Here is an 18,494-nt window from a genome sequence, read left to right on the forward strand (position 1 = left end):
GAGGGTGTGAAGGGCGCGCGGGACAACGACTTTGTTTATCAGGCAGTTTATCGATATCTGACAACGCTGATTGATGCTGCCGGAGGTGGTGGGGCGGTACGCATGCCTTCCTTGCGACAACTGGCGGACCGGCTGAATGTCTCCATCTCGACGGTGCAATACGCCTATTCGCTTCTGGAAAAGGAAGGCCGGGTCTATTCGATCGCCAAGTCAGGGTATTACGCGCAAGCGCAGTTCAGCATGGATGCACCCGGCAACGGCAATGACCTGCTGGAGACCCTGTACGTCAACGCCAGGCGTCCCGGGATGTGTGTGTTGAGTGCTGACGAACCGGCCTCGCTGCAACCGTTGGACAGTCCGTTGCTGACCTCGGAACGTGAGCTTTTGCGTCAATACCCGCGTCAGTTGCAGACATTCGTGCAGCCTTGCGGTGAACTGGAACTGCGGGTTGCGCTGGCGGCGCGGTATACCAGCTCGACAGAGCACTTCTGGCACGCCGATGACATTTATATCGGGGCTGATCTGCGCGGGGTCCTGGAGATTCTGATTTCGGTGCTTGGATTGCGTCAGGCCACCGTGATTGTCGAATCACCGTGCGACTGGGTCATCCTGCGCCTGCTCGAGTCGTGCGGAGTACGCGTGATCGAGTGGCCATTGCTTGCCCGAGGCGTGCTCGATCTGTCGGCACTCGAATCACTGCTGAAGAACGAGCCGGTTCGTTTGATCCTGCTGTCTTCCGTGCTGAGCATGCCCCAAGGCAACGGTTTCACTCGCGAGTGTCAGCAGGCCACGGCGCAGTTGCTCAATCATCATGGCGTCTGGGTACTGGAAAACGACTGCTATAGCGAGCTTGACGAGCGCAATGATTCGCAGCGTTTGCGCAGTTGGCTCGATCCTGATCGTCTGCTGGTGTTTTCCACTTTCGAGAAATTCATCGGCGCCGAAGCACCATTCGGCTTTGTCTTGTCGCGTCACTGGCGCGAGGAATTGCAGCGCCATTTTCTGCTGCGGGCGTTTCGCTTGTCGCCCATTCGCCAAAAGGCGATTGCGCGGCTGTTGAATGGCGGACGGCTTGATCAGCATTTATTCGTGTTGCGGCGAATGCTGGGTGAGCGGCGAGCCATGTTGATTCAGGTACTGCGCGAACGCCTGGGCGATACCCTGCAGATTGGCGAGCCGCCGGGCGGGGCGACGGTGTGGGTACGTTCGTTACGCCCGGTCGACATGGCAAGCGTCTTTCACCGCCTGCTCAAGCAACAGATCATCGTCGCACCGGGCGAGCTGTTCAGTCTGCAGGGCTTGCATGCGGATCATCTGCGTTTGAGCGCGCTAAACCATGGCGAGCGGGATTTGCCGAGTGTCATCGGCTTGCTCGGCGATGCCTTGCGCCTGTCGCCCGGCCGATAACGTTAAAAAACATCGGGCGAGTTTCGGATACATCCCGTCGCACAGTGGTCAAACTGCCAGTAAACTGCGCTGCATTTCCTGAACCACTCCGATTTCAGAGGTTTTTGCATGACACTCAGTCCTTTTGCGGGCAAACCGGCACCGGCAGAACTGTTGGTCGACATCCCGCGACTGGTTACGGCCTATTACACCGGCCAGCCTGATGCATCGATTTCGACCCAGCGAGTGGCGTTCGGCACCTCCGGTCACCGCGGCAGTTCGTTCGATTTGAGTTTCAACGAATGGCACGTTCTGGCCATCAGCCAGGCGATCTGCCTGTATCGCGAAGCCCAGGGCATCACCGGCCCGCTGTTCGTCGGCATCGACACCCATGCATTGTCGACCCCGGCGGGCGCCAGCGCACTGGAAGTCCTCGCCGCCAACGGCGTCACCGTGATGATCGCCGAAGGCGATGAGTACACGCCGACCCCGGCAATTTCCCACGCCATTCTCTGCTACAACCGCGGCCGTACCTCCGGCCTGGCTGACGGTATCGTCATCACGCCGTCGCACAACCCGCCACAAAGCGGTGGCTACAAATACAACCCAACCAACGGTGGCCCGGCTGATACCCACATCACCAAGTGGATCGAAGCCAAGGCCAACGAACTGCTGGCGAACAAACTGGCCGGGGTCAAACGCATCAGCTACGAGCAGGCGCTCAAGGCCAGCACGACCCATCGCCACGATTACTTGAACACTTATGTCGCCGACCTGATCAACGTCATCGACTTCGATGCCATCCGCGACGCCAAGCTGCGTCTGGGTGTCGATCCGCTGGGCGGAGCAGGGGTGCGCTATTGGTCGGCCATTGCCGAACACTACCGTCTCGACCTGGAAGTGGTGAATAAACAGGTCGATTCAACGTTCCGTTTCATGACCGTCGACTGGGACGGTCAGATCCGCATGGACCCATCGTCCAGCCACGCGATGCAGGGCCTGATCGGCCTGAAAGAGCGTTTCGACGTGGCGTTTGCCTGCGACCCGGATCACGACCGCCACGGCATCGTCACGCCGTCCGGTGGTTTGCTCGCGCCGAACAACTATCTGGCGGTATCCATCGACTACCTGTTCCATAATCGTCCGCAATGGCGCGCTGATGCCGCCGTGGGCAAAACCGTGGTCAGCAGCGGCCTGATCGACCGCGTGGCCAAGCGCCTGGGCCGTCGTCTCTACGAAGTGCCGGTTGGTTTCAAGTGGTTCGCCGATGGCCTGTTCGATGGTTCGCTGGGTTTTGGCGGTGAAGAGAGTGCTGGCGCCTCGTTCCTGCGCAAGGATGGCGGTGTATGGAGCACCGACAAGGACGGTCTGATTCCAGCCTTGCTCGCCGCTGAAATGACGGCGCGCACCGGGCGCGATCCAAGTCAGGCCTACCGAACGCTGACCGACGAACTGGGCGAGCCGTTCTCGGTACGCGTCGACGCCAAGGCCAACCCTGAGCAGAAGGCACTGCTGAGCAAGCTGGCGCCGGAACAGGTCACCTCGACCGAGCTGGCAGGCGGGAAGATCCAGAGCATCCTCAGCCATGCACCGGGCAACGATCAAGCCATTGGCGGTCTGAAAGTCATGACCGAAAACGGCTGGTTCGCCGCGCGTCCTTCGGGCACTGAAGACATCTACAAGATCTACGCCGAAAGCTTCCTCGGCGACGACCACCTCAAGCAACTGGTGGCCGAGGCGCAAACTTTGGTAGATGGCGCCATTTCCAGCAAATGATGCGCACATGAAAAAGGGCAACCGTGAGGGTTGCCCTTTTTTATTGCCTGCAGATCAAGCCAGGTCGACCAGTACGATCTCGCTGTCCTCGATCGCCGTGACCGTCAGCACTTGCTCATGGGCTACCGCCACACCGTCACGCGCTTGGGCACGCAAGCCATTGACCTCGATCACGCCAGTGGCCGGAACCAGATAGGCGCGCCGTCCTTCATCCAGTCGATATTCTGCGGTTTCACCGGCCTTGATGTTCGCCGCCACCAGGCGCGCATTGGCGCGAATGTGCAGGCTCTCATCGTCGCCGTCCTTGCCGCTGGCCAAGGTGACAAAACCTTCGCGCTCGCCTTTGGGAAACGGCTTGGCTCCCCACGAAGGCGGCGCACCGGTTTCGGTCGGCAGAATCCAGATCTGGAAGATCTTGGTTTCCTTGTCTTCGAGGTTGTACTCGCTGTGGGCGATGCCGGTGCCGGCACTCATCACTTGTACATCACCGGCTTCGGTGCGGCCCTTGTTACCCAAATTGTCCTGGTGCGTGATGGCACCTTCACGCACGTAAGTGATGATTTCCATGTCGCGGTGCGGATGCTGCGGGAAACCGGTGCCTGCGGCGATGATGTCGTCGTTCCACACGCGCAAGTTGCCCCAGCTCATCCGCTGCGGATCGTAGTATTCGGCAAACGAAAAGTGGTGATGCGCGTCCAGCCAGCCATGATGGGCGCCGCCCAGCGAGCTGAAGGGTCTGAGTTCAAGCATGATCGTCTCCTTAAATTAGGTTCGTCAGGGGGCGGGCCCCGTGGTTGATGACGACGATCATCTATCAGGTAAACATCGATAAAAAGCGCAAAAACTGCCGCATCATGATCAGTTTATTTGATGGGAATGTGCCTCGAAATCGTCTTATCCGACTTTCAATTCGTCGCCTAAACCGATGACCTGTAAGCATTTCGCTAGAACTCATCAGCAAATCCAGACACCATAGCCGCCACAGCCTCACACCCTGGAGTCCGTCAGCGTGGCGCAACACACCCCCGATCTTCCCCCTGAACTTCGTCCACTGGCCGAGATGCCCTGGTTCAAGCGTCTGGCCGCGCGATTCTTTGGTCACGGTCTGACCAAGCTGCGCGCGCAGCACCGGGCATCGTGGCTGCACGGGCAAGCTGACGGATTTCGCAGTGGCCACACAGCCGGCGTCGAATATGGTTTCAAGGAGGGCAAGCTTGAGGGTCTGGAGGAAGGCCGCCAGGTTCTGCTGATTCGCGACAGCCGCAACACCGAGCATCGGCCGCCCAGCGTCGATAACAACCTGTTCGATGACTGGCGCCTGCCGCTCACCGCCGAATTGAAAAAACGCATCAAGGCTGACGTCGCTCGTTTGCTCCCGGCCCACGCCCAGCCCAGCGCCGCGCAATGGAAAATGATCTTCAGCGATACGCCGTCCACCTCGGTGGTCGCCGGTGCGGGCGCCGGCAAGTCGACCACATTGGTGCTGCGCATACTGTTGCTCAGCCATTATCTGGGTTTTGAGCTGGATTCGATGACTGTGGTGACCTTCACCCGTGAATCGCGCAAGGACTTCATCAACAAGCTCATCGAAATATTCACGTTGTGGGGGCAGCCGCTGAACCTCAAGCAGGCGCGCGAACTGGTGCGAACCTTCCACTCGCGCATCCTGCCGATGGTGCGCAGCCTGCCGGGTTTCGAGCGCTTGCAGGCCTTCGAGAACCTCAGCGATCGCCCGCAAAGTGGCGCAGAGGAGGTCGACAGCAATCCGTTTGACCTGCGGATCAACGACGCGCAGCGGCAGCAACTGAACGCTTGTTATCACCGGCTGTTCAACGACGATGAGCGTTTCCGCCAATTGATCCAGCCGCTGTCCCGCGCGGGTTTGCAATTAAAGGAACTGGAATGCGACCACCCCGATGTGCAGAAACGCATGGCGGTCACCGAACTGGCGGCCAAGCGCGATGAAGAGCTCTGCGATGTGATTGAAGATTTATGGTTTCGTGCAGGGGCGTGGCCCATTAAAGGCATCGAGCCAAATCGGCAGGCCTTCGAAATCAATGGCTCGAAGTTCCACGCTCACGGCTATATTCCCAGCCTCGATGCCTGGGTGGTGCTCGGCTTTGATCCCAAGGAAAACGCCCAGCTGACCCGACCCAACGCCAAGCTGAGTGTCCGCGCAGAATGGGCGGTCAAGCGCACCCTGTTTCAAGCTTTCTGCCGTAAGCCATTGATATGGCTGGATAGTTATGAGTCATCCAGGCGCGTTCTTGCGACGTTGGCCGGAGATGCCAGCGCCGGTCCCGGCTTTGATTACAAGGTCAAAGGCGAGCTGGCATCCGCGCCATTGCTGGATTGTTTTGTCGCCGCAGCAGGCTTTATCGAAAACCTCGGCCTGGATGTGCCGGACGCGGTCAGTCGGATGAGCTTCGCCAAGGACGATCCCGATCGCTTTTTCTTTGAAGCCCTGAGCCTGTTCTGGCGCGCATTTGAAGATCATCTGCTGGATCAGAAACCGCCAGTGATGACCTACAACCGCATGTTCGCGCTGTTCAGCGAGCACTCGCCGGAAAACCTCAAGCTGCTCAGCGATGAGTTGCTGCGGCCTATGGCGCATTTGATGATCGATGAGTTCCAGGACGTATCGCCGCAGATCGTTTCGTGGATTCGCGCCAGCCTCAATGAAATCCGCAGCCGTGGCCCGGCCATGCACGTTGGGCGAGGGGCGCAGCGGTCGTCGCTATTGTGCGTCGGTGATGACTGGCAGTCGATTTACGGCTGGCGCGGCAGTTCTCCGAGCTACTTCATGGAGTTCAACAAGGAATTTCCTTCCCCGAGCACCACGAGAGTGATGCTCAGTGACAACTATCGCAGCCATCAGCACATCATCGACGCAGCCGAACACATTGTCCGTGCAGCGCCGGCGATCGCAGGCAAGAAGGCCAAGGCCAGTGGTGAGCCCAAGCCGCTTCACCCGGTCAACGTGCTTGAGCGTGACGATGAAGCGTTGGGGCAGCGTCTGGCCGAGCATTACCGGCGGGGTGATTCAATCCTGATGCTTTATCGAAAAAGCAGCGATAAGTTATTGATTGAGCAGCATATTCAGCCTGTACTTAATGTGGATTCGAGCTTGCCCTATGATGCGCGGCGGCTGAAACAGCTGACCTATCACAGCGCCAAAGGCTTGCAGGCTGATGCGGTATTCCTGCTGGGTGATTGCCAGCATCTGACCAGTTCTCCGTACAAGAACCAGGTGTATCGCATGGCGGGATTGGGCAAAAGTGGCGATAGCGAGCCGTACGACAATGCGCAAAAAGACGAAATCCTGCGCCTTGCCTACGTTGGTATCACGCGCGCCGTCAGCCATTGCTACTGGTACGTCGAACCGCAGGAAACCCAAGCGGTAAACATGCCGAGGGCATCGGATCGAGTTGCCAAGGGCAAGCCGTTCTTCGTCGATCATCGAACCGAGAAGGCCAGCGCCTGATCAATAAAAAAGCCCGCATCGCTGCGGGCTTTTTGTTTTAAATCAGGCGGTTATGCGTAGTTCTTGAGAGATTCCGGAGGAGTGAAAGCTTCCAGCTCATCTTCGATGGCCTCGATGATGCGCTCGACGTCCGCCGCGTTCATCACCGTTGCGCAGGGAATGCCAGCGATGGCGATCATGGTTTCGCCGCTGGCACGATCAAACAGACGGGCGATCAGGCTGCCCGGCGCATCCATCGTCGCCTCGAAACCCATGGGATGAAAATGCCAGCGCATCAGCTGGCAAGCATTTGGAAAGGTGACTTTGCTGAACCCTTTATTCATGGTGTTGCCCGCCTGCTTCATCGAGCGCTTCCTTTTGCTCATGTTAGGTGGGAAGAGCCTTCATTGGCTCAACCAGTGCTTGAGCTTTAAAAGTAGCATCCGTGTGTGAAAAAACTGTGAGTTTTTTCAGTCCGTTTAGCGATTGATTCGCATTTTTTGATGTAAGTCACTGGCTCATCGATTATCGCCAAAACGCCACCATGGATTTTCCATTGAAGCGGCAGAGGAAGTTGGGCAAGCTCGGTTCTTTTTTGCCGAGCCGCTTATGCACGCCGATGACGACGGCCCAGAACAGACCCAGGCCACGGCCGCCACGGTCATGCGCTATCACCTGAGCTGGAAACACCGGGATCTGGACAGCGTCATGGCGCTTTATCACGCCGATATCCAGTACAGCGATTTCTTTCAGAATCGCGTACTCAGACTGGATGAGTTACGCGACTACGTGCGCGTGAGCATGCCGCGAGAATCCGACGAACTGCTCGAGCATTGCGACCGCATCCGGGTGGATGGCAACACCGCGTTCATTCAGTACGAGGTGACCTTGCGTGGCGGCGATGGTTTAGTGTCGTTCCGTTCCAGCGAAGCGATCACGGTCAAGGACGGCCTGATATGGCGCGTCAATGAATACGCCTCGCTGGTGCGTACCCAAACCAACGGCAGTTCGGCACCGAGCCGTCCGGCGGTCAGTCGTCTCGGTCTGTCACCGCGCCAACTGAGCTTCATGGCCGAAGACCTGCAGCAGTATTTCGAGAAGCAGCAGCCTTATCTGGACCCTGAGCTTGACCTGCAAAGGGTGGCGAAGGAGTGCGGGTACAGCCGCAATCAGATTTCCTATCTGCTCAATCAGGTACTCGGGCAAAGCTTTTATCGCTACGTCAACCAGGCGCGCCTGCAGCATTTGCTGCGTGCACTGGACAGCGCCGCACCGCCATTGCGCGTCGACGAGTTGGCGTTTGCCGCCGGTTTCAATTCGCTGTCGGCGTTTTACAAATGCTTTCGCGAGCACACCGGCCAGTCGCCCAAGGCCTACGCCAAACAAATTTCTCTGCGGGCACGCGCGCAAGACATCCACTGAAGGCAGCCACTAGGATCGACGCCATCGAAGGTTTTCAGTGGCGGAGTCTGGCATGTCGGCGTGGCGCACGATCAGTTTGTGGATGGATCAGCTCGATGAGCCGCTGCTGGCGCGCCCTGCGCTTGAGCGGGATCTAGATGTCGACGTGGCGATCATCGGCGCCGGTTACACCGGACTGTGGACGGCGTACTACCTGAAAAAACAGGCGCCCGGCCTGGATATCGCCATCATCGAGGCGCAAACCGCCGGGTTCGGTGCGTCCGGACGCAATGGCGGCTGGCTGATGGGTAACTTGCTGGGTGAGGATCGCTTGCTCGCAGGCTTATCGCCGCAGCAGCGCAGGGCTTCGTTTGATCTCCTGCACAGCATCCCCGATGAAGTGGAGATCGTCGTTGAACGCGAAGGCATCGACTGCGATTACCGCAAGGGCGGGGTGCTTTATTGTGCGGCGCGCTACCCAGAGCAGGAAACCGTGCTGCGCGATTACCTGAGCAAGCTGCATGCCCAAGGCCTGACTGACGACGATTACCGCTGGCTGAGCCCTGAGCAACTGGCCCAGCAGATCCGCGTGGCCAAGCCCTACGGCGGCATCTTCGCCCCCCATGTCGCGACCATTCACCCAGCGAAACTGGTCCGTGGCCTGGCGCGTACCGTGCAGAACATGGGCGTGAAAATCTACGAAAACAGCCCGGTTACCCACTGGCAATCCGGCAGTTTGCGCACTGCCAAGGCCAGCGTGCGCAGCCGTTGGATCGTCCCGGCCGTAGAAGGCTATTCGGTGACGTTGCCGCCGCTTGGTCGCTATCAGTTGCCGGTGCAAAGTCTGATTGTCGCCACCGAGCCGCTGTCCGCTGCGACCTGGGACGAAATCGGCCTCAATCGCGGCCAGGCCTTCAGTGAATTCAGCCGTCAGGTCACCTATGGCCAGCGCAGTGCCGACAACCGCCTGATTTTCGGCGCCCGTGGCGGTTATCAGTTCGCCGGCAAGCTACGCCATGACTTCAACCTCACTCGCGATGAAGTCGAGTTGCGCCGCTATCTGTTCGGCGAACTGTTCCCGCAGCTGAAAAACGTGCAAATCACCCACGCCTGGGGCGGCAACCTCGGCATGTCGCGCCATTTCAAGCCGCACATGCTTTGCGACCGCGCCAACGGCATCGCGCTATCGGGCGGTTACGGCGGCGAGGGCGTCGGCGCCAGCAACCTTGGCGGGCGCACCCTGGCCGATCTGATTCTCGAGCGCGACAGCGAGCTGACCCAACAACCGTGGGTCCTGCCCGACGGTGGCATTCACGCGCTGCGTGCCTGGGAGCCAGAGCCATGCCGCTGGCTCGGCTACAACGCGATCATCAAAAGTTTCGTGCATGAAGACCAGACGCTGGCCAATCCGGCGACTGCGCCCTGGCGGCGCAAGCTCGCCAGCCAAGTCGCCGGGTTCATGGAAGGTTTCATGCACTGAACGCCGTTTCCCTCAATAAACAGGTCACGTCATGAGCATCACCCAATTCAAGAACACCGCCGCGCTCGAACTCGAGGAGTCCAACCCGGTCGCCGTGCCCCTCGGCGAGCCCGTCGCAATTGCCTCGACCACCAGCGTCGAGCGCGATGACGGCGTTGAAACCGGCGTCTGGGAATGCACCCCGGGCCGCTGGCGGCGGCAGATCACCGCGCAGGAGTTCTGCCATTTCATTTCCGGGCGCTGCACCTTCAGCTACGTGCTGATTTTCTGATTGTTCGATCCTTTGATTGCCTGCCAACAAAAAAAGCCCATACAGGAATCGCCCCATGATCCAGAAAACCCTCGCATTGGCGCCGCTGCTGCTGGCCGCTTCCGTCAGTCACGCGGCCGAGACGGTCAAGGTCTACAACTGGTCCGACTACATCGCCCCGGACACCACGAAGAATTTCCAGAAAGACACGGGCATCGGCGTCACCTACGACGTCTACGACAGCAACGAAACCCTCGACGGCAAATTGATGACCGGCAAATCCGGTTACGACGTGGTGTTCCCGTCGAACCACTTCATGGCGCGGCAGATTCAGGGTGGGGCGCTGAAGAAACTCGACAAGAGTCAGTTGCCGAACTGGAAGAACCTCAACCCGGCACTGCTCAAAGCCTTGCAGACCAACGACCCGAACAACGAGCACGGTTTCCCTTATCTGTGGGGCAGCACCGGCATCGGCTACAACATCGCCAAGGTCAAAGCGGTGCTGGGCGACGACGCGCCGGTGGATTCCTGGGATCTGATCTTCAAACCCGAATACATGGAAAAACTGCAAAAGTGCGGCGTGGCGATCCTCGACAACGGCCCGGAACTGCTCCCGGCGGCACTTAACTACCTCGGCCTGCCACACCACAGCAAGAATCCCGAAGACTACAAAAAAGCCGAAGCTTTGCTGATGAAAGTGCGGCCCTACGTCAGCTACTTCCATTCCTCGAAGTACACCAGTGACCTGGCCAACGGCGACATCTGCGTAGCAGTCGGCTTTTCCGGCGACATCCTGCAAGCGGAGAACCGCGCCAAGGAAGCCAAGAACGGCGTCGAGATCGGTTACGCGATTCCCAAGGAAGGGGCGGCCATCTGGTTCGACATGGTCGCCATGCCCGCCGACGCACCGGACGAAAAGGCCGGCTACGCCTTCATGAACTACCTGCTGCGCCCCGATGTCATGGCCGGCATCACCAATTACGTGCATTACGCCAATGGCAACGAACAGGCGGACACGCTCATCGATCCGGCGATCAAGAACGACACCAAGGTTTACCCGAGTGCGGAAATGATGGGCAAGCTGTTCGCGCTGGAAGCGATGCCGCTGAATATCGACCGGATCCGGACGCGGGTTTGGAACAAGATTCGTACCGGCAGCTGAGTTTTTTCAGGCCAACGTACAAGACCCCTGTGGGAGCGAGCCTGCTCGCGAAGCGGTTTGTCATTCGACTCTTATGTTGACTGGCTTGGCGCCTTCGCGAGCAGGCTCGCTCCCACATTTGTTATTCAATGAATCAGCATAGTTGATATCAAAGCACTGGCACCGCTGACTGAAAGTGTGACTTGCCCAACAAATTCAAACTTAGCGATATTTAATATTTAAATAGAAAATCGTCAGACAATTTCCGCCCTCATCGCAACTAAAAACAATCTTTCCTCCCCGCACGCTTTGTTTACGGCAGTTTCCTGATACCACCAAATTGGATCGCAAAAAAATCCTTTACGACAGATTTCCAATTGTGTCAGGTTCGTTACGCCTTCATTGGGCGAGTGATAGGACGATCTCGCCAAAGATCGTCCTGTCGGACAAAAACTGTTCCATTGCTAAACAAGGAAGTGTGTTTATGTCGAAAGTTAAAACCAATGCTGTTGATTCCGCCGAACAGGCTTTCCAGCTGGCTGCCTTCAGCTCGGCGTACAACCAGATCAATAGCTTCAGCCATCAGTACGACCGTGGCGGCAACCTCACGGTCAATGGCAAACCCTCGTACTCCGTCGACCAGGCGGCTACGCAATTGCTGCGTGACGGCGCTGCCTACCAGGACAAGGACAGCAGCGGCAAGATCGAACTCACCTATACGTTCCTGACCTCGGCCTCGAACAGCACGATGAACAAGCACGGGATCACCGGGTTCAGTCAGTTCAGCGCGCAGCAACAGGCGCAGGCCAAGCTCGCCATGCAGTCCTGGGCCGATGTGGCCAATGTCACTTTCACCGAGAGAGCCTCGGGCGGCGACGGGCACATGACCTTCGGTAACTACAGCGGTGGCCAGGATGGCGCTGCGGCGTTTGCCTATCTGCCGGGGACCGGCGCCGGTTATGACGGCACCTCGTGGTACTTGATCAACAGCGGTTACACGCAGAACAAGAACCCGGATCTGAACAACTACGGTCGTCAGACCCTGACCCACGAAATCGGCCATACCCTGGGCCTTGCTCACCCTGGCGACTACAACGCCGGCAATGGCAACCCGACCTACAACGACGCGACCTACGGCCAGGACACCCGTGGCTACAGCGTCATGAGTTACTGGAGCGAGAGCAACACCAACCAGAACTTCAGCAAGGGCGGCGTCGAAGCCTATTCGTCCGGCCCGCTGATGGACGACATCGCAGCCATCCAGAAACTCTACGGCGCCAACACCACCACCCGCACCGGCGACACCACCTACGGCTTCAACTCCAATACCGGCCGCGATTTCCTCAGTGCTTCGTCGTCGAGCGACAAAGTGGTGTTCTCGGTGTGGGATGCCGGCGGCAAGGACACCCTGGATTTCTCCGGTTTCACCCAGAACCAGAAGATCAACCTCAACAGCGCTTCGTTCTCCGACGTTGGCGGCATGGTCGGTAACGTGTCGATCGCCAAGGGCGCGGTCATCGAGAACGCGATTGGCGGTTCCGGCAGCGATCTGTTGATCGGCAACAGCGTGGCCAACGAGCTGAAGGGCGGTGTCGGCAACGACATCCTTTACGGCGCTGGCGGTGCCGACAAGCTGTGGGGCGGCGCCGGTTCGGACACTTTCGTGTTCGCCGCCAGCTCGGACTCCAAGCCGGGTGCGATCGATCAGATCCTCGATTTCGTCAGTGGTCTGGACAAGATCGACCTGACCGGCATCACCAACGGTGCGGGCCTGCACTTCGTCAACAGCTTCACCGGTTCGGCCGGCGACGCAGTGTTGACCTCGTCGGGCGGCAATAGCCTGTTGTCGGTGGATTTCTCCGGGCATGGCGTGGCTGACTTCATCGTCAGCACCGTGGGCCAGGCAGCGACCAGCGACATCGTGGCGTGATGTGAAAGGAAAGCGGCGCCTCGTGCGTCGCTTTCTTCGCTTGCATCGGCCTGATCCCCGAGCAAGGCTACGAGCGGAAGTGAAATTTCCTATGACTCGATACGTTTTAACTGACACGACGATGGCATGGCTGATGGCAGTCACGCTGATGATGACCGGAGCGACAAGCATGGCAAGCAGCCTCAGACTCGAAGAACCCTCGGCATTCGCCGGGCGCTGGCAGGCCACATTGACCGGTCACAACGACACACCCGAAACGCGGTCGTTGCAAGACAAACCGTCGAACACATGCGTTGTCGATCTTGCGCCAAACAAGACCTTGGGCGAGGGCGCCGATTGTCTGGGCGCGTGGTTGGGCGAAGCCCCGATTGGCTGGTTTCCAGAACCCGATGGCATTGCCATCACTGGCAAGGAGGGTTCGAAAATCGCCTTTTTCAGCCGCCGGGGGGATGGCTCTTACGCAAGCAGGTTGAGTTCGCAATTGCTTATCTTGCTCGACCGCGTCGGGCACTAAGCGGTGGCTGGGTAGTTGCGCGAAGTTGATGTACTGCAATAACTGAGCGTTATAACCGCGAAGCCGATCAACTTGTTATGAAATTGTAAGCACTACTTGCAAATGATCTTTGGCAGGTACGCGAAATATCAATGGAATGCTCGTCCGCACCGACGAGACTATGAACTCAGGAAGAATCAATGAAGATGGCGAAGTCTCCGGCCGCTCCGTTAATCAAGGCATTGGGCGACTATAAAAGCATTCTGATCAGCGTCGGTTGTTTCACTGCGTTGATCAACGTGCTGATGCTGGTGCCGTCGATCTACATGCTGCAAGTTTACGATCGGGTGCTGTCGTCACAGAACGAAACCACTCTGGCGATGCTGTCGTTGATGGTGGTCGGGTTCTTCGCCTTCATCGGCCTGCTGGAAGTGATCCGCAGCTTTATCGTCATCCGCATCGGCAGCCAATTGGAGCGGCGCTTCAATCTGCGCGTCTATCAGGCCGCGTTCGAGCGCAACCTGTTCAAGGGCGAGGGTAACGCCGGGCAGTCGCTGGGCGACCTGACCCACATTCGCCAGTTCGTCACCGGACCGGCGCTGTTCGCCTTCTTCGATGCGCCGTGGTTCCCGGTCTATCTGTTTGTCATTTACCTGTTCAACGTCTGGCTCGGCTTGCTGGCCACGGCAGGCGCGTTGCTGCTGATCGCACTGGCCTGCCTCAACGAATACATGACCAAAAAACCGTTGGGCGAAGCCGCCGGTTTTTCCCAGCAGTCCAGTCAGTTGGCTACCAGCCACTTGCACAACGCCGAAACCATTCAGGCGATGGGCATGCTCGGCTCGCTGCGCAAGCGCTGGTTCGGGGTGCATTCGCGCTTTCTCGGTTTGCAGAACCAGGCCAGCGACACCGGTGCGGTGATCAGTTCGCTGAGCAAGACCCTGCGCCTGTGCCTGCAATCGTTGGTGCTGGGCCTGGGCGCGTTGCTGGTGATCAAGGGCGACATGACTGCGGGGATGATGATCGCCGGTTCGATCCTGATGGGTCGCGTACTGAGCCCGATCGATCAGTTGATCGCCGTTTGGAAGCAGTGGAGTGGGGCGAAGCTGGCTTACCGGCGCCTTGATGCGTTGTTGCAGGCGTTTCCGCCTAGCGACGAGGCGATGGCACTGCCGGCACCGAAAGGCCAGATCAGCTTCGAACAAGTCAGCGCCGGCCCGCCGGGGCAGCGTGCGGCCACTTTGCACATGGTCAATTTCAATCTGAGTGCTGGCGAAGTGCTCGGCGTGCTCGGCGCGTCCGGTTCCGGCAAGTCGACGCTGGCTCGAGTGCTGGTCGGCGTGTGGCCGGTTCTGGGCGGCACGGTGCGCCTCGACGGCGCTGATATCCACCGCTGGAACCGAGATCAGCTCGGCCCGTACATTGGTTATTTGCCGCAAGACATCGAGCTGTTCAGCGGCTCCATTGCCGAAAACATTGCACGATTCAGCGAAGCCGACCCGCAAAAAGTCGTCACCGCCGCGCAACAGGCCGGTGTCCACGAGATGGTCCTGCGCCTGCCGCAGGGCTACGACACGCAACTGGGCGAGGACGGCAGCGGCTTGTCCGGTGGCCAGAAGCAACGCGTGGCCCTGGCCCGCGCGCTGTACGGCACGCCGAGTCTGGTGGTGCTCGATGAACCCAATTCCAACCTCGACACCGTCGGCGAAGCCGCACTGGCCAGCGCCATTGCGCAACTCAAGGCGCAAGGCACCACGGTGATTCTGGTCACGCACCGTTCTTCGGTGCTGGCTCAGGCTGACAAATTGCTCGTGCTCAACGATGGTCGTTTGCAGGCGTTCGGCCCGAGTCAGGATGTGCTCAAGGCACTTTCCGGCCAGCACGAACAGCAACGCGAAAAAGCCGCACAAACACCGGGCGGGCTCAGCATGAGCCGGCAGTATCAGCCCTCGACAAGGAATTCGGGTGTATGAGCAGCGCCAGCATGAACACTGAAAACGAAGCGAACATGGAACACGCCTACCTCACCGAGCGCCCGGAGCGCGATGCGAAATTCTTCGCGCGCATGGGCTGGATTCTGGCCATCGTCGGCGCAGGCAGTTTCTTCACCTGGGCGGCACTGGCGCCGCTGGATCAGGGCATTCCGGTGCAGGGCACGGTGGTGGTCTCGGGCAAGCGCAAGGCCGTGCAGTCGATGAGCAGCGGCGTGGTCAGCCGGATTCTGGTGCGCGAAGGCGAGATCGTGAAGCAGGGCCAGCCGTTGTTCCGCCTTGATCAGACGCAAGTGGCTGCCGACGTGCAATCGCTACAGGCGCAGTACCGCATGGCTTGGGCCAGCCTCGCGCGTTGGCAAGCTGAGCGCGACAACCTCAAGCAAGTGACCTTTCCGGCCGAGCTGAGCAACGACCCGGACCCGCGCCTGGCGCTGGTGCTGGAAGGCCAGCGGCAACTGTTCAGCAGCCGCCGCGAAGCGTTCTCCCGGGAACAAGCGGCACTGCGCGCCAATATCGAAGGCGCCACCGCACAACTGGCCGGCATGCGCCGCGCCCGCAGCGACCTCAATGCCCAGGCCAGTTCCTTGCAGCAACAATTGAGCAACCTGCAACCGCTGGCCGACAACGGCTACATCCCGCGCAACCGCTTGATGGACTACCAACGGCAACTGTCGCAAGTGCAGCAGCAATTGGCGGAAAACACCGGTGAAAGCGGGCGCGTGGAGCAGGGCATCCTTGAATCGCGCCTGAAGTTGCAGCAGCACGGCGAGGAATACCAGAAGGAAGTGCGTACGCAACTGGCCGATGCCCAGCTCAAAAGCGTGACGTTGTCCGAACAGCTGACCTCCGCCGGTTTCGACCTGCAACACAGCGAGATCCTCGCCACCGCCGATGGCGTGGCAGTCAACCTCGGCGTGCACACCGAAGGCGCTGTGGTGCGTCAGGGCGAAACCCTGCTGGAGATCGTTCCGCAAGGCACCACCTTGGAAGTAGAGGGGCACTTGCCGATCAACCTGATCGACAAGGTCGGCACGCATTTGCCGGTGGACATTCTGTTTACCGCCTTCAACCAGAGCAAAACCCCGCGCGTGCCCGGCGCAGTCAGCCTGATTTCCGCCGACCAGATGGTCGATGAGAAAACCGGCGTGCCGTATTACGTGTTGCGCAGCAGCGTCAGCGATCAGGCCATGGAAAAGCTCAACGGCCTGGTGATCAAGCCCGGCATGCCGGCGGAAATGTTCGTGCGCACCGGTGAGCGTTCACTTCTCAACTATTTGTTCAAACCGCTGCTCGATCGCGCCGGTTCTGCGTTGACCGAGGAATAAGGATGTTCGGCTGTATGAAAAAGCTTTCAATGCTGGGGGCGGCAATGATGCTGCTCGCGAGTCACTCGGCAGTCGCGGCCATGGGGCCGTTTGAGATCTACGAGCAGGCGTTGCGCAACGATCCGGTGTTTCTCGGTGCAATCAAGGAGCGCGATGCTGGCCTGGAAAACCGCGTGATTGGCCGCGCCGGCCTGCTGCCTCGGATCGGTTACACCTACAACAAGGGCCGCAACTCGTCCAAGGCGACGTCTCTGGATGATCGTGCGCGCAACCGCACCGATGAGCGCAACTACAACAGTTACGGCTCGGCGCTGACGGTGCAGCAACCGCTGCTCGATTACGAAGCTTACGCGGCGTATCGCAAAGGCGTGGCGCAGTCGTTGTTCGCCGACGAAGCGTTTCGCGGCAAGAGTCAGGAACTGTTGGTGCGCGTGCTGGACAACTACACCAAAGCCTTGTTCGCCCAGGACCAGATCGACATCGCCCAGGCGAAGAAGAAGGCCTACGAGCAACAGTTCCAGCAGAACGAACACATGTTCAAGCAGGGCGAGGGCACGCGCACCGATATTCTCGAAGCCGAGTCGCGCTATGAGCTGGCGACTGCCGAGGAAATCGAAGCGCGCAACGAGCAGGATGCCGCCTTGCGTGAGCTCGGGGCGCTGGTCGGCGTGCCGGCGGTGGATATCGGTGATCTGGCGCCGCTTGGTCAGCAATTCCAGACCTTCACCCTGCAACCGGCCAACTTCGACACCTGGCATGAACTGGCGATCAGCAACAACCCGAACCTCGCTTCGCAGCGTCAGGCCGTGGAAGTGGCGCGCTATGAAGTCGAACGCAACCGCGCCGGGCATCTGCCGAAAGTCAGTGCTTATGCCTCGATGCGCGACAACGAGTCCGAAAGCGGCAACACCTATAACCAGCGCTACGAAACCAACACCATCGGCCTGGAAGTCAGCGTGCCGCTGTACGCCGGCGGCGGGGTGTCGGCCTCGACGCGCCAGGCCAGCCGCACCATGGAACAGGCCGAATACGAACTGGATGGCAAAACCCGCGAAACCCTGATCGAACTGCGCCGACAGTTCAGCGCGTGCCTGTCCGGAGTGAGCAAATTGCGTGCTTATCAGAAGGCCTTGAAGTCGGCCGAGGCGCTGGTGGTCTCGACCCGACAAAGCATTCTGGGCGGCGAACGCACCAATCTCGATGCGTTGAATGCCGAGCAGCAACTGTTCACCACCCGCCGCGACCTGGCCCAGGCACGCTACGACTACCTCATGGCCTGGACCAAATTGCATTACTACGCCGGGACTTTGAACGAACAGGATCTGGCGCGGGTGGACGAAGCATTTGTGGTCGCGCAACAGCCCTCACCCTAACCCTCTCCCAGAGGGAGAGGGGACCGATCCGGGGAGATTGGCGAGATGCACCGACTTGAACGAGCTGTGCTGAATCCGTAATCGACTGGTTTTCCAGGTCGCTGAATAACTGAAGACAACACGGTCGGCTCCCTCCCCCTTTCGGAGAGGGCTGGGGTGAGGGGACCGATCCGGGAAGGTTGGCGAGATGCACCGATTTGAACGAGCTGTGCTGAATCCGTAATCGACTGGTTTTCCAGGTCGCTGAATAACTGAAGACAACACGGTCGGCTCCCTCTCCCTTTGGGAGAGGGCTGGGGTGAGGGGAACGGGCGACACCGCAGGATCTGAGGCTTTGCACCGAGACGTTAATGAGCAGGATTTGGCGCGGGTGGACGAAGCATTTGTGGTCGCGCAACAGCCCTCACCCTAACCCTCTCCCAGAGGGAGAGGGGACCGATCCGGGGAGATTGGCGAGATGCACCGATTTGAACGAGCTGTGC

The 18,494-nt window shown here is 59.3% G+C and carries 13 protein-coding genes and 1 pseudogene; 12 read left to right on the forward strand and 2 right to left on the reverse strand.

The window, feature by feature from the left end:
- Positions 1–6: 6 nt before the first annotated feature.
- Both AC0Z5Z_RS04515 and pgm read left to right on the forward strand, forming a co-directional pair.
- A complete protein-coding gene (locus tag AC0Z5Z_RS04515) occupies positions 7–1,407 on the forward strand; it encodes an aminotransferase-like domain-containing protein (protein ID WP_460138051.1) in 1,401 nt (466 codons plus the stop codon).
- A gap of 108 nt (positions 1,408–1,515) precedes the next feature.
- Positions 1,516–3,162: a phosphoglucomutase (alpha-D-glucose-1,6-bisphosphate-dependent) gene (gene pgm / locus AC0Z5Z_RS04520; RefSeq protein WP_485610752.1), complete on the forward strand. Its 1,647-nt coding sequence runs from the start codon at positions 1,516–1,518 to the stop codon at positions 3,160–3,162.
- A gap of 54 nt (positions 3,163–3,216) precedes the next feature.
- Here pgm and AC0Z5Z_RS04525 read toward each other — a convergent pair whose 3' ends face one another.
- A complete protein-coding gene (locus AC0Z5Z_RS04525; RefSeq protein WP_016774845.1) occupies positions 3,217–3,912 on the reverse strand; it encodes a pirin family protein in 696 nt (231 codons plus the stop codon).
- 259 nt (positions 3,913–4,171) lie between these two features.
- Between AC0Z5Z_RS04525 and AC0Z5Z_RS04530 the strand changes: the two genes are divergently transcribed.
- Complete coding sequence (locus AC0Z5Z_RS04530) at positions 4,172–6,646, forward strand: UvrD-helicase domain-containing protein (protein ID WP_485610753.1); 2,475 nt, start codon at positions 4,172–4,174, stop codon at positions 6,644–6,646.
- A gap of 50 nt (positions 6,647–6,696) precedes the next feature.
- Here the strand turns inward: AC0Z5Z_RS04530 and AC0Z5Z_RS04535 are convergent, their stop codons facing one another.
- On the reverse strand, positions 6,697–6,969 hold the full coding sequence (locus tag AC0Z5Z_RS04535) for a DUF1652 domain-containing protein (RefSeq protein ID WP_041480416.1): 273 nt from the start codon (positions 6,967–6,969) through the stop codon (positions 6,697–6,699).
- Positions 6,970–7,234: 265 nt separating this feature from the next.
- Here AC0Z5Z_RS04535 and AC0Z5Z_RS04540 point away from each other — a divergent pair, with 265 nt between their 5' ends.
- From AC0Z5Z_RS04540 to AC0Z5Z_RS04580, 9 genes and pseudogenes are all read left to right on the forward strand, one after another.
- Complete coding sequence (locus tag AC0Z5Z_RS04540; protein ID WP_310216177.1) at positions 7,235–8,047, forward strand: helix-turn-helix domain-containing protein; 813 nt, start codon at positions 7,235–7,237, stop codon at positions 8,045–8,047.
- Between the two features lie 52 nt (positions 8,048–8,099).
- The gene (locus AC0Z5Z_RS04545) at positions 8,100–9,506 is read left to right on the forward strand and encodes an NAD(P)/FAD-dependent oxidoreductase (RefSeq protein ID WP_252884278.1); all 1,407 of its coding nucleotides are present in this window, start codon (positions 8,100–8,102) and stop codon (positions 9,504–9,506) included.
- 31 nt (positions 9,507–9,537) lie between these two features.
- A pseudogene (locus tag AC0Z5Z_RS04550) lies at positions 9,538–9,759 on the forward strand (cupin domain-containing protein); the annotation flags it as partial.
- 73 nt (positions 9,760–9,832) lie between these two features.
- Complete coding sequence (locus AC0Z5Z_RS04555) at positions 9,833–10,918, forward strand: polyamine ABC transporter substrate-binding protein (protein WP_150740902.1); 1,086 nt, start codon at positions 9,833–9,835, stop codon at positions 10,916–10,918.
- Positions 10,919–11,381: 463 nt separating this feature from the next.
- Positions 11,382–12,827 carry a serralysin family metalloprotease gene (locus tag AC0Z5Z_RS04560; protein ID WP_485610754.1) on the forward strand — a complete coding sequence of 482 codons (1,446 nt, stop codon included), beginning with the start codon at positions 11,382–11,384 and terminating at the stop codon, positions 12,825–12,827.
- Positions 12,828–12,918: 91 nt separating this feature from the next.
- Positions 12,919–13,341, forward strand: coding sequence for an AprI/Inh family metalloprotease inhibitor (locus tag AC0Z5Z_RS04565; RefSeq protein WP_485610755.1), 423 nt, complete (start codon positions 12,919–12,921; stop codon positions 13,339–13,341).
- Between the two features lie 179 nt (positions 13,342–13,520).
- Entirely contained in the window at positions 13,521–15,293 is a 1,773-nt protein-coding gene (locus AC0Z5Z_RS04570) for a type I secretion system permease/ATPase (protein ID WP_485610756.1), read from the forward strand.
- The gene (locus AC0Z5Z_RS04575; protein ID WP_041480285.1) at positions 15,290–16,639 is read left to right on the forward strand and encodes an HlyD family type I secretion periplasmic adaptor subunit; all 1,350 of its coding nucleotides are present in this window, start codon (positions 15,290–15,292) and stop codon (positions 16,637–16,639) included. The genes AC0Z5Z_RS04570 and AC0Z5Z_RS04575 overlap by 4 nt, the downstream gene beginning before the upstream one ends.
- A gap of 2 nt (positions 16,640–16,641) precedes the next feature.
- Positions 16,642–18,012 (forward strand): TolC family outer membrane protein, encoded by a 1,371-nt coding sequence (locus AC0Z5Z_RS04580; RefSeq protein ID WP_039761526.1) that lies wholly within the window; start codon positions 16,642–16,644, stop codon positions 18,010–18,012.
- The last annotated feature ends 482 nt before the right edge of the window (positions 18,013–18,494 follow it).

The organism is Pseudomonas sp. 1L-E-NC-VB-C3, from assembly GCF_057291535.1.

Bases quoted from the DNA above. Each gene is read 5' to 3' on its own strand.
- pgm (WP_485610752.1), top strand. From the start codon at position 1,516: ATGACACTCAGTCCTTTTGCGGGCAAACCGGCACCGGCAGAACTGTTG.
- AC0Z5Z_RS04525 (WP_016774845.1), bottom strand. From the start codon at position 3,912: ATGCTTGAACTCAGACCCTTCAGCTCGCTGGGCGGCGCCCATCATGGC.
- AC0Z5Z_RS04535 (WP_041480416.1), bottom strand. From the start codon at position 6,969: ATGAATAAAGGGTTCAGCAAAGTCACCTTTCCAAATGCTTGCCAGCTG.
- AC0Z5Z_RS04540 (WP_310216177.1), top strand. From the start codon at position 7,235: ATGCACGCCGATGACGACGGCCCAGAACAGACCCAGGCCACGGCCGCC.
- AC0Z5Z_RS04545 (WP_252884278.1), top strand. From the start codon at position 8,100: ATGTCGGCGTGGCGCACGATCAGTTTGTGGATGGATCAGCTCGATGAG.
- AC0Z5Z_RS04555 (WP_150740902.1), top strand. From the start codon at position 9,833: ATGATCCAGAAAACCCTCGCATTGGCGCCGCTGCTGCTGGCCGCTTCC.
- AC0Z5Z_RS04560 (WP_485610754.1), top strand. From the start codon at position 11,382: ATGTCGAAAGTTAAAACCAATGCTGTTGATTCCGCCGAACAGGCTTTC.
- AC0Z5Z_RS04565 (WP_485610755.1), top strand. From the start codon at position 12,919: ATGACTCGATACGTTTTAACTGACACGACGATGGCATGGCTGATGGCA.
- AC0Z5Z_RS04570 (WP_485610756.1), top strand. From the start codon at position 13,521: ATGAAGATGGCGAAGTCTCCGGCCGCTCCGTTAATCAAGGCATTGGGC.
- AC0Z5Z_RS04575 (WP_041480285.1), top strand. From the start codon at position 15,290: ATGAGCAGCGCCAGCATGAACACTGAAAACGAAGCGAACATGGAACAC.
- AC0Z5Z_RS04580 (WP_039761526.1), top strand. From the start codon at position 16,642: ATGTTCGGCTGTATGAAAAAGCTTTCAATGCTGGGGGCGGCAATGATG.